At 70.6% G+C, this 11,820-nt stretch carries 9 protein-coding genes; all 9 read left to right on the forward strand.

The features are described from left to right. The first annotated feature begins 1 nt into the window (after window position 1). The 9 genes from panB (at window position 2) to FJY74_05285 (ending at window position 11,786) form a co-directional block, all read left to right on the forward strand. Window positions 2–862 carry a 3-methyl-2-oxobutanoate hydroxymethyltransferase gene (gene panB, locus FJY74_05245; protein MBM3307711.1) on the forward strand — a complete coding sequence of 287 codons (861 nt, stop codon included), beginning with the start codon at window positions 2–4 and terminating at the stop codon, window positions 860–862. Window positions 863–871: 9 nt separating this feature from the next. Beyond that, the gene (locus FJY74_05250; GenBank protein MBM3307712.1) at window positions 872–1,333 is read left to right on the forward strand and encodes a methylenetetrahydrofolate reductase C-terminal domain-containing protein; all 462 of its coding nucleotides are present in this window, start codon (window positions 872–874) and stop codon (window positions 1,331–1,333) included. Further along, window positions 1,330–2,259, forward strand: a complete 930-nt coding sequence (locus FJY74_05255; protein ID MBM3307713.1) for a methylenetetrahydrofolate reductase — start codon at window positions 1,330–1,332, stop codon at window positions 2,257–2,259. The genes FJY74_05250 and FJY74_05255 overlap by 4 nt, the downstream gene beginning before the upstream one ends. After that, window positions 2,256–4,700, forward strand: a complete 2,445-nt coding sequence (locus tag FJY74_05260; GenBank protein ID MBM3307714.1) for a homocysteine S-methyltransferase family protein — start codon at window positions 2,256–2,258, stop codon at window positions 4,698–4,700. Before FJY74_05255 ends, FJY74_05260 begins: the two co-directional genes overlap by 4 nt. Then, window positions 4,697–5,563, forward strand: coding sequence for a 4Fe-4S binding protein (locus FJY74_05265; protein MBM3307715.1), 867 nt, complete (start codon window positions 4,697–4,699; stop codon window positions 5,561–5,563). The genes FJY74_05260 and FJY74_05265 overlap by 4 nt, the downstream gene beginning before the upstream one ends. A 228-nt stretch (window positions 5,564–5,791) precedes the next feature. Then, complete coding sequence (locus tag FJY74_05270; protein ID MBM3307716.1) at window positions 5,792–8,038, forward strand: hypothetical protein; 2,247 nt, start codon at window positions 5,792–5,794, stop codon at window positions 8,036–8,038. Between the two features lie 139 nt (window positions 8,039–8,177). After that, window positions 8,178–9,140, forward strand: a complete 963-nt coding sequence (gene cysK, locus FJY74_05275) for a cysteine synthase A (GenBank protein ID MBM3307717.1) — start codon at window positions 8,178–8,180, stop codon at window positions 9,138–9,140. Further along, the gene (locus FJY74_05280) at window positions 9,140–10,063 is read left to right on the forward strand and encodes a serine acetyltransferase (protein ID MBM3307718.1); all 924 of its coding nucleotides are present in this window, start codon (window positions 9,140–9,142) and stop codon (window positions 10,061–10,063) included. Before cysK ends, FJY74_05280 begins: the two co-directional genes overlap by 1 nt. A gap of 10 nt (window positions 10,064–10,073) precedes the next feature. Continuing rightward, window positions 10,074–11,786 carry a right-handed parallel beta-helix repeat-containing protein gene (locus tag FJY74_05285; GenBank protein MBM3307719.1) on the forward strand — a complete coding sequence of 571 codons (1,713 nt, stop codon included), beginning with the start codon at window positions 10,074–10,076 and terminating at the stop codon, window positions 11,784–11,786. The last annotated feature ends 34 nt before the right edge of the window (window positions 11,787–11,820 follow it).

An 11,820-nucleotide genomic window follows, 5' to 3' on the forward strand; every position in this document is an offset into this window, starting at 1 on the left:
CATGACGGAGCAGAAGGAACGCAAGAAGGTCACGCTGAGCACGCTCAGGGCGATGAAGCACAAGAAGGAGCCCATCGCCTGGCTGACGTGCTACGACTACCCGATGGCGCAGATCATGGACGCGGCGGGCGTGGACATGATCCTCGTCGGCGACTCGGGCGCGATGACGGTGCTGGGGCATCCGACCACGCTCCCGCAGACGCTCGACGCGCAGCTCATGCTCACCGAGGCGGTGCTGCGCGGCGCGAAGCACTCGTTCGTCATCGGCGACATGCCGTACATGACGTACGAGACCTGCCCGGCCGACGCCATCCGGAACGCGGGGAAGTTCATCCGCATCGGCTGCGACGCCATCAAGCTCGAGGGCGGGGCGAGGATCGCGCCGACCATCGAGGCGATGGTGAAGGCGGGACTCCCGGTGATGGGGCACATCGGCCTCACGCCGCAGTCGGCGCCGGCGCTCGGTGGCTACCGCGTGCAGGGCAAGACCGCCGAGGCCGCGAAGGCGCTCGTGGCGGACGCCAAGGCGCTCGAGTCTGCTGGGTGCTGGGGCATGCTCGTCGAGTGCGTGCCGCCCGAGACGATGAAGCTCATCCACGAGAGCGTGGACATCATCTGCATGAGCCTGGGCGGCGGCCCGAGCGCGGACGGCCAGCTCGTCATCGTGCACGACATGATCGGGTACTTCGCGGCGTTCAGGCCGAAGTTCGTGCGGCGCTACTGCGACCTGACCGAGGTTCTGGGGAAGGCGTTCCGGCAGTACGTGACCGACGTGAAGTCGAAGGACTTCCCGCAGCCCGAGCACTGCTACGAGATGACGAAGGAAGAGATGCAGAAGCTGGGGATCGTCGTGGAGGACTAGGGAGGCTTCGTGGGACGGCGGCTCGATGCGCACCTCAGGGCGAGGCCGTCGTTCGAGCGCCGGCTGAACGCCGTCGCGCTCTTCCTCGAGGACCTCGTGAAGGTCCCGGTGTTCCGATGTCAGCGGTGTGGGGAGTGCGTGCTCTCCCACACCGCTTTCATCTGTTCCCAGCGGTGCCCGAAGCGGCTTCGCAACGGCGCGTGCGGCGGGACGCGGCCCGGCGGGTTCTGCGAGGTCTACCCGGAGCGGCGCTGCATCTGGTACTGCATCTACGCGCGGTCCCGCGCGCTTCGCCGCATCGCGATGCTCACCGAGCGCGTCGCGCCGCACCAGTGGACGCTCGAGCGGACCTCGGCGTGGCTCAACGTGTTCCGCGGACGGATCCCGGGGCCGCAGCTTCTCGTGGGGAAGGTCGCCGGGCGGCTCGACGCGCGGACGGCGCGGAGGGCGCTCGAGGAGCGCGAGCCGTGACTCGCACGCTGCGCGAGGCCATCGCCTCCGGCCGGTTCATCGTGACCGGCGAGCTGGGGCCGCCGCTTGGCGCGTCGGCCGCCGCGGTCGCGAAGAAGGCCGAGCACTTCCGGGGCCTCGCCGACGCTGTCAACACGACGGACAACCAAAGCGGCATCGTCCGCATGTCGTCCGTCGCCGCGGCGAAGCTCCTCCTCGACGCGGGCGTGGACCCCGTCGTCCAGATGACCTGCCGCGACCGCAACCGCCTCGGGCTTCAGAGCGACATCCTAGGCGCGTCGGGGCTCGGCGTGACGAACTTCCTTCTCCTCACCGGCGACCACACGACGCTCGGGAACCAGCCCGACGCCCGCCCGGTGTACGACCTCGACTCCGTCCAGCTCATCGCGGCCGCGCGCGGCATGCGCGAGGGGCGCTTCATGAACGGTGAGGAGATCAAGTCGCCTCCCGCCATGCTGATCGGCGGGGCGGCCAACCCGTTCGCGGAGCCGATGGGCCTCCGCCTCACTCGCCTGGCGAAGAAGGTCGAGGCCGGCGCCGACTTCATCCAGACGCAGGCCGTGTTCGACCTGCCGCGCTTCCGGCGCTGGATGGCGGGCGTGCGAGATCTCGGGTTGCACGAGCTCGTGAAGGTCCTCGCCGGCGTGCTGCCGGCGCGGTCGGCGCGCGCTCTCGAGCGCATGCGGAAGGACGTCTCGGGGATGCTCATCCCGGACGAGGTCGTGCGGAGGATGGAGGCGGCGGCGAACCCGGAGGACGAGGGCGTGCGCGTCGCGTGCGAGACCATCGCCGCGCTGCGCGAGGTCGAGGGCGTGGCCGGCGTGCACGTCATGCCGGTCATGTGGGAGTCGGTGATGCCGCGCATCGTCGAGGGAGCGGGGCTCGCGCCGCGGGGCGCAGCCGGCGCGGAGGGCGCGGCGCCGTGAACGCCGAGACGCTGAGGGGCATGCTGTCCGAGCGCGTCCTCGTCTTCGAGGGCGGGATGGGGACGCTCCTCATGGAGCGCGTCCCGGGCCACCGCGCGCCCGACCTCCTGACCCTCGACGCGCCGCAGGTCATCGAGGAGATCCAGCGCGCGTACGTCGCGGCCGGCGCCCGAGTGCTTCAGACCTGCACGTTCGGCGCGACGCCGATCAAGCTCGACGCGATCGGCGAGCGGAGCAGGTTCGCGGAGATCAACAGGGCGGCGGTGGCGATCGCCAGGCGGGCGGCGGGAGCGGGTGAGCGCGGCGCGGCGGGAGGCGCGAAGGCACCCGTGCTCGTCGCCGGCGACCTCGGGCCGACCGGCCGGCTCGTCCGCCCGCTGGGCGACCTCTCGTTCGGCGACGCCTACGAGGCCTACCGTGCCCAGGCCGCGCTCCTCGCCGAGTGCGGCGTGGACCTCATCATCGTCGAGACGATGATCGACCTCCGCGAGGCGAAGGCGGCGCTCCTGGCCGCGCGCGACGCCACGGGGCTTCCGGTCGTCGTCACGATGACCTTCGACGAGCACTTCACGACACCCACCGGGACGGACCCCGTCACCGCGGCCACCGTCCTCTCGTCCATGGGCGCGTTCGCCGTGGGCGCGAACTGCTCCACGGGTCCGTCGCCGATGGTCGAGGTCGTCGGGCGGATGGCGCAGTCGTGCCGCGCGCCCATCATCGCCCAGCCGAACGCGGGCATGCCGGAGACGCACGACGGGAAGGCGGTCTATGCGACGACCCCCGACGAGTTCGCGGCGGAGGCGTCGCGGCTGGTCGCGGCCGGCGCGTCCATGCTCGGCGGCTGCTGCGGGACGACGCCGGCGCACATCGAGGCGCTCGCGCGGGCGGTCGAGGAGCGGCGGCCGGTGGCGCGAGCGGTCCCGAGCGCGCTCAGGCTCTCGAGCCGGACCGCGACCGTCGAGATCGGGCGCGGGTTCCCGTTCGCCGTCATCGGCGAGCGCATCAACCCGACGAACCGCGCCGCGCTCTCGGAGGAGGTCCTCGACGGCCGCGTCGAGACGGTGCTGGCCGACGGTCGTGCGCAGGCCGAGGCGGGCGCGCTCGTCCTCGACGTGAACGTGGGCGTCCCCGGCGTGGACGAGCCGGCCGCGATGGCGCGCTCGGCGCTCGCGCTCGAGAACGCGCTCGCCGCGCCGCTCTCGCTGGACTCGACGAGCGCGGCCGCGTTCGAGGCTGCCCTGAGCGAGCTCGCGGGCAAGCCCCTCCTCAACTCCGTGACGGCCGAGCGCGCGCGGCTCGACGCGATCCTCCCGCTCGCGGCGCGGCACGGAGCAGGCGTCGTCTGCCTCGCGCTGGATGAGACCGGCGTGAAGCCGTCCGCCGAGGAGCGGGTCGCGGTACTCCGCGGCATCGTCCGCGAGGCGGAGCGGCGCGGCGTGGACCGCGAGAACCTCATCCTCGACTGCGTGACGCTCGCAGCCTCGGCCGAGCAGGAGCGCGTGCCCGGCACACTCGAGGCCATCCGCGCGGTCTCGCGCGAACTCGGTCTTCCCACGGTTCTCGGCGTCTCGAATGTGTCGCACGGACTGCCGGACCGCAGCGCGCTCAACGTCTCGTTCCTCTCGATGGCGATGGCGGCCGGCCTCGACGCCGCCATCATGAACCCGCTCGACGCGACGATGATGGCCGCCATCCGGGCGTCGTCCGTGCTCACGGTCCGGGATCGCGGGTCGGCGGAGTACGTCCGGGCGCACCGGGCCAAGAAGAAGAGCGCGGCCGCGCCTGGCGCGGGCGCAGCGAGAGACCCCGGCGTGCGTGGGCGCATCCGCCGCGCGGTCGCGGACGGCAACGCGGCGGCGATCGAAGGGCTCGTGGACGAGGCGCTTGCCGAGGGCATCGCCCCGATGGCGCTCAACGACGAGGTCGTCGTGCCGGCGCTCGAGGAGGTCGGGCGGCGCTTCGAGCGGCGTGAGGTGTTCCTTCCGCAGATGATGCTGGCGGCTGAAGCCGTCGAGCGCGCGTTCGCCAAGATCAAGCCGCTCCTGCCGAAACACGCCGAGGCGGGGAAGGGGACGGTCGTCCTCGCGACGGTGCAGGGCGACGTGCACGACATCGGGAAGAACATCCTGGGCAGCATGCTCGAGAGCCACGGCTACCGCGTCGTGGACCTCGGGAAGGACGTGCCCGCGGCGGCGATCGTCGAGGCGGCGCGGCGCGAGCGCGCGGACGCCGTGGCGCTCTCGGCGCTCATGACGACGACGGCGGCGCAGGTGCCGGTCGTCGTGCAAGCGTTGCGCGAGGCCGGCATCAAGGCGAAGATCATGGTCGGGGGCGCCATCGTCACGAAGCGCTTCGCGGACTCCGTCGGGGCCGACGGCTACGCGAAGGACGCGGCGGGCGCGGTGGGCATCCTGCGAACCCTGCTTGCGGAGGACGCATGAAGCGCAGCATCATCACCATCGACGAGTCGAAGTGCACGGGCTGCGGGCTCTGCATCCCGGGCTGCCCCGAGGGCGCCCTTCAGATCATCGACGGCAAGGCGCGGCTCGTGAGCGACCTCATGTGCGACGGTCTCGGCGCGTGCATCGGCACCTGCCCCGAGGGCGCGATCACGATCGAGGAGCGCGAGGCCGAGCCGTACGACGAGCGGAAGGTGATGGAGGGGATCGTGAGGCAGGGGCCGGGCACCATCCGGGCGCACCTCGCGCACCTCAAGGACCACGGTCAGACCGAGTACCTGAACCAAGCCGTCGCCTTCCTTCGCGAGAAGGGCATCGCGGTCCCGACCGCCCCGTCGCAGCCTGCGGCCTGCGCGCCGGCGAGCGGGTGCCCGGGGTCGCGGTCGCAGTCGTTCGGGCCGCGCCCCGCCGCGCGTGGCGGGCCCGCGGGGAACGAGCGAGGCGCCGGCGGTCAGCAACCCTCCGAGCTCTCGCACTGGCCGGTGCAGATGCACCTCATCAACCCGGCGGCCCCGCACTTCCAGGGCGCGGACCTCGTTCTCGCCGCCGACTGCGTCGCGTACGCGCTCGGCGACTTCCACCGCTCGTACCTCAGGGGGAAGACGCTCGCCATCGCGTGCCCGAAGCTGGACGAGCGCCAGGAGGTGTACCTCGAGAAGCTCAAGACGCTCATCGAGGAAGCGAAGATCAACACGCTCACGGTGACGATCATGGAGGTCCCCTGCTGTCGAGGTCTTGTCGCGCTCGCGAGAGCGGCGGCCGCCCAGGCGTCGCGCAAGGTGCCGGTGAAGGTCGTCGTCGTCGGGGTGCGGGGGGATGTGCTCTCGGAGGAGTGGGTAGCCTAGGTCAGGGAAGGTGGGGAAAGGCCGTGGGCGTCGCGCGATGCGCGTGCGTCGAGTACAGGCCGGGGTGCGGACGAGCGCCCCGGCTTCGTGTGGTTCGCACCTCGATCGTGGGTGAGTGCCATTCGTCGTTGGAGCGACGCGCAATCAGTGGTACAATACCCACGTCGGGAGACAGTTCGAGGCGCCCGCCGTCGGGCGGCCCCAGAGGATGGGGCGAGGAGGGCAGCGATGGCAAGGCGAGCGATGTCCCTGTGCGTTCTCGCGCTGATCGCGGCAGCGAGTGGCCCCGCGGGGGCCGACTGGAACACGGGCGATCCCTACAAGTGGGTGCAGTACCCCGACCTCTCGACCTACGGCATGGACATCAACGCGACGGCGGTCGAGTCGGGGGAACCTCGGATCGTCCTTGCCGACGACTTCCTCTGCACGGCGAGGACCCTGATCACGGACATACACGTCTGGGGCTCGTGGCGGTACGACCGCCTTCCCTTCGGCTGGGACCCCGGAGCCGTGACGTTCATGGTCGCGATCCTCTCCGACATCCCCGCGAGCGAGAGCCCAACCGGCTACAGCATGCCCGGGAATGTGCTCTGGACGCGGGAGTTCGCGCCGGGGAGCTTCGAGGTCAGGCAGTGGGCCGTCGGATTGCAGGAGTGGTGGTGGGGCCCGCAGGAGGCACCCATCTTCCCGGGAGACTCGGTGTGCTGGCAGTACAACTTCCAGATCCCACCTCCCGACGCGTTCCTTCAGCAGGGAACGCCGACGGCGCCCGTCGTGTACTGGCTGGCCCTGCATGCGCGCCCGGAGGACTTGATATCCGTCCCGCCGGTTCGCTTCGGGTGGAAGACCTCGCCGGATCACTGGAACGACGCCGCCGTGTGGAACTGGCTGCCGAGCGGCGGGTACTGGCAGCCGATGTTCTATCCGCCGCCACATCCGCTGGCGGGTCAGCAGATTGACCTCGCCTTCGTCATCACCGAGCTGGGCGGCACGGACTGGGGGGATGCCCCCGACCCGCCGTACCCCACGCTCTCGGGCGCGAGCAACGGCGCGAACCACACGATCGTCCCCGGGGTCTACCTGGGCCAGACCGTGGACTCGGAAGGCAACGGGCAGCCCGACGCGAACGCGCTCGGCGACGACCTGTCGGGCGTGGACGATGAGGACGGCATCACGTTCCTGTCGCCCCTTGTGCCAGGCACGTGGGCACAGGTTCAGGTCGAGGCATCGACGCCTGGGTACCTGAGCGGCTGGGTTGACTTCAACGGCGACGGGTTCTGGCTCTCCTCGCAGGGTGACTGGATCCTGACGGGCCAGTACATCCCGGCAGGGACGAGCACGGTCAGCTTCCTGGTGCCCAGCGCGGCGACCCCTGGCATTCAGACGTTCGCACGATTCCGCTTCACGACCCAGGCCTGGACGGCGTGGCCGTCGGGGCCCGCGCCTGACGGAGAGGTCGAGGATTACGCGGTCGTCATCTCGCATCCTCAGACCAGCGACAAGTGGATCCAGTATCCGGACCTTCGCGAGTCGGGCATTGACATCAACGTGAGCCACGACCGAGCGCTGGCCGACGACTTCCTCTGCACCTCTCCTGGGCGCGTGACGCAGATCCGCATCTGGGGATCGTGGCTCGGCGACTGGCTGCCGTGGGGGAGCGATCCGGAGGCCGTCGGCTTCAGGCTCAGCATCCGGGCGGACATCCCTGCCTGGGAGAGCCCGACCGGCTACAGCATGCCCGGCGAGCTGCTCTGGACGCGCTACTTCATGGCGGGCGGGCCGAGCGGCTTCGTTGCCGAGGAGTGGTTCAATGCGCCGGAAGGGTGGTTCGACCCGTACCCGCCGCCGGGAAGCTACCAGTTCCCGGCTGACTGGACCTGCTGGCGCTATACGTTCCGCATTCCCGGGCCGCTGGCGTTCCACCAGGTGGGCATGCCGGACCGCCCGATCGTGTACTGGCTCGAGGTGCAAGCGTACCCTGACGACCCCGAGGCGCTGTTCGGATGGAAAGCCTCGGTGGACCACTGGAACGACGATGCGGTCTGGGCCCTGCTGCCCAACCCTGCGTGGTTCGAACTCGTGTACCCGCCCGGGCACCCATTCGCCGGCGAGTCGATCGACCTCGCGTTCTCGATCTACTGCGGGTACGGCACGGACGTGCCGGAGGGCGGTGAGCCCGCGCAGGTGATCCCCGAGCGCTTCGGCCTGCGCCAGAACGTCCCGAACCCGTTCAACCCTGTGACGGCCATCGGCTACGACGTGCCGGCGGGCGGCGGCCGGGTGACCCTCGAGGTGTTCGACGTGAGCGGCCGGCTGGTGCGGACGCTCGTGGACGGGTTCGTGAGCGAGGGCGTCCGGAGTGCCTCGTGGGACGGCCGCGACGGCGAGGGCAAGGAGGTCGGCTCGGGGGTGTACTTCTGCCGCATGAAGGCGGGGGAGACCGAGCAGACCGTGAAGATGACGCTCTTGAAGTAGCCTTCCGCGGAGGAGTCCGTGGTCTCAAGGGGCCCCCGGCCCGACGCCGGGGGCCCCTCTGTGCTTGCGCCGGCCGCGCCGCGCGCCGTACCATCAGCCCCGCTGTGTGGCCGCGTCCGGTGCGCTTCGGGGGCGAGTGATGCGGATCTTCGATGACAACAGCCTGACCATCGGCAACACGCCGCTCGTGCGGCTCGGCCGTCTCGCCCGCGATCTCGCGGGCACCGTGCTCGCGAAGATCGAGGGGCGGAATCCCGCCTACTCCGTGAAGTGCCGCGTCGGCGCCGCGATGATCTGGGACGCGGAGCGGCGCGGCGTCCTCACGCCCGGGTCGCGCGATGTGACGGTCGTCGAGCCGACGAGCGGGAACACGGGCATCGCGCTCGCGTTCGTGTGCGCGCTCAGGGGCTATCCACTCATCCTCACCATGCCCGAGACGATGTCCGTCGAGCGACGGAAGATGCTCAAGGCCTTCGGCGCGAGCATCGTGCTCACGGATGGCGCGAAGGGCATGGCCGGCGCTGTCGCCAGGGCCGAGGAGATCGTCGCCTCGGATCCCGCGAGACACTTCATGCCGCAGCAGTTCAGGAACCCCGCGAACCCCGAGATCCACTTCAGGACCACGGGCCCCGAGATCTGGAACGACACCGGGGGCACGGTGGACGTCCTCGTCGCGGGCGTGGGAACCGGCGGGACGATCACGGGCGTGAGTCGCTACATCAAGGGCACGCAGGGGAAGGCCATTCGCTCGATCGCCGTGGAGCCTGCGCGGTCGCCGGTGCTGACGGCCGTCCGCGCGGGTCGCCCGCCGACGCCCGGGCGGCACGGGATCCAGGGCATCGGCGCGGGCTTCAAGCCGGACATCCTCGACCTCACGCTCGTGGACGAGATCGCGACGGTGAGCGATGAGGAGGCCGTCGAGTTCGCTCGCCGCCTTCACAAGGAGGAAGGGATCAGCTGCGGCATCTCGAGCGGGGCCGCCGCGGCGGTGGCCTGCAGGGTGGCCGCGGAACCTGCGAGCGCGGGCAGGACGATCGTGGTCGTCCTGCCGGACGCCGGCGAGCGGTACCTGAGCACGGCGATCTTCGAGGAGAAGACCTGATGGCGAAGATCAGGAAAGCGCAGGCCGGCACGTGCGCGCCCGGCGACATCACACGGATCGCAAAGGCCCTGTGCCGTGGCAGTCGGAAGCTCCCGCGGGCGGTCCCGTCCTCGAAGCGCGGCACGATGCCGTCCGGCACGGTGCTCGTGGACCTCGTCGAGCAGCTCCGCACGGCGCTCTTCCCCGGCTACTTCGGCAAGAGCGACGTCTCGGACGAGTCCATGAAGTTCCACGCGGGCGTGGTGCTCGACGCCGTGCTCGGCGCGCTGCCGGAGCAGATCGAGTGCGGGTTCGGGGTCATGGGCGAGGGGCGGAACCGGCACGGGCAGGACGCGTTCGAGATCACGCGCGCGTTTCTCACGTCGCTCCCGCGCGTGCAGGCGCTCCTCGCGACCGATGCCGAGGCGGCGTTCGAGGGCGACCCGGCGGCGGCGTCACCGGAGGAGACGATCTTCTGCTACCCGGGCATGCTCGCGGTGACGTACCACCGGCTCGCGCACGAGCTGTACCGTCTCGGGGCGCCGCTCATCCCGCGCATCCTCTCCGAGCACGCGCACAGCCGCACGGGCATTGACATCCACCCCGGCGCGACCATCGGCAAGTCGTTCTTCATTGACCACGGGACGGGCGTCGTGATCGGCGAGACGACGGTCATCGGACGGCGCGTGCGGCTCTACCAGGGTGTGACGCTCGGCGCGGTGAGCTTCCCGAAGGACGAGCACGGCAACCCGATCAAGGGCGTCCCGAGGCATCCCATCGTCGAGGACGACGTCATCATCTACGCCGGCGCGACGATCCTCGGGCGCGTGACCATCGGCCGCCGCTCCGTTATCGGCGGCGGCGTGTGGCTCACGCACAGCGTGCCGCGGGGGACGGTGCTGTCGCAGGCGGAGGAGAGGAGCGGCAGGCCGAAGCCCGGCTAGGAGGTGTTGCATGAACCGCGTCTTGAGCGCAGCCCGCGCCGCGGTGGCTGCCGCAGTGTCCCTGGTCTTCCTCGTTTCGGTTGCTCCCGCGGCCGTCATCCGCATCCCCTCCGACGAGCCCACTATCGCCGCCGGCATCGCGGCCGCTTCGGCCGGCGACACGCTCCTTCTTGCGGACGGCTCGCACGACGAGCATGGTCTCGTGGTTGACAAGCCGCTCACCATCGCGGGCGAGTCGGGGAGCCCGGGCAGCGCCAGCATCAACGGGCAGCTTGCCGGACGCATCTTCGACGTCGAGAACGCGAACGGCGTGGTGTTCTCGGGCCTCACGTTCCTGCTCGGTCACAGCGACTGGGGGGGGGCGGTGTACTCGGACAGCTCGGACGTCACGTTCGACTACTGCGTGTTCCACTTGAACAGCGTCACGATGCACGGCGGCGCGGTCTTCTACAACGGAGGGACCGGGACGTTCACTGACTGCAGCTTCGTCGCCAACGACGCCGAGATCGCCGGCGGCGGCATCGTGCTCAGCGGGGCGGGAGGGACCTTCACGGGCTGCTACTTCGGAGAGAATGAGGCCTGGTGGGGCGGCGGGGTCTGCGCCTACCACCCGGGGGCGGCGCCCGTCTTCAGCGCATGCGTCTTCCAGGGGAACCGGGCGGTCTCGCCGCCGGGCAACGAGCCGTACGGTGGAGGCGTCTACTGCTGGGACCACGCGGCCCCGACGTTCTCCCACTGCGACTTCATCGAGAACACCTCCGGGCATGGCGGAGCCGGCCTCATGTCGGACCAGGAGTGCCAGATCTTCCTCGACCACTGCACGTTCCAGGGGAACTCGGCCGTCGTGGGCGCCGGCCTCGAGACGTGGTGGACCCGCGGCGGCAGCGTGACCAACTGCGAGTTCACGGGGAACACGGCCAGCGAGCACGGGGGCGGTGTGCTCTACGAGCAGAGCCAGGGCGTCGTGTTCGCGGGCTGCACGTTCACCGATAACGAGGCGGGGATAGCGGGCGGGGCCTTCAATCTGACCGCGGCGACACCCGGGCCGAGCGACTGCACGTTCACCGGCAACTCCGCGACGTACGGCGGCGGGGTTGCCATGTCGCACAGCGTGGCGCCCACCCTGGCGGACTGCACCTTCACCGGGAACTCGGCGTCCATAGGGGGCGCTGTCGCCGTGGACTCGTGCGCCAGCCCTGCGGTGGCCGGTTGCACGATCGCGGAGAACACGGCGGCGTACGGCGGCGCCATCGCGTTCGCCGGCTGTTCGACGCCGTCGGTGAGCGGGAGCACGCTCGTTCTGAACGGCGCGACGATCGGCGGCGCCGGCATCGCGGCGTGGACCGGCACGACGGTCTCGGTGTCTCGGACGATCATCGGATTCAGCACCGTCGGAGAGGCGGCCGCGAGCGACGGCTGTCCCGTGAGCTGCACGGCCACGGCGATCTACGGGAACGCGGGCGGCGACTGGACGGGCATCATCGCCGGGCAGGAAGCCGGGAACCACAACGTGGCGACCGACCCGCTCTTCTGCGGCGTCCTCGCGGGCGATCACACGCTGTGCGAGGACTCCCCATGCCTGCCGGAGAACAACGGTGCGGGCGTGCTCATCGGGGCGCACGAGGACGGTTGCCCGGGGCCGTGCGGCGCGCCCGTTGAGGCGACGAGCTGGGGGAGCATCAAGGCGATGTACAGACGCGACAGCGAGAGGAGGGGACGATGAAGCTCTTCGCGATCGTCATCTCGGTGCTGGGTCT

Origin of the sequence: Candidatus Effluviviaceae Genus I sp. (genome assembly GCA_016867725.1) — a bacterium.
Lineage (GTDB): Bacteria > Joyebacterota > Joyebacteria > Joyebacterales > Joyebacteraceae > VGIX01.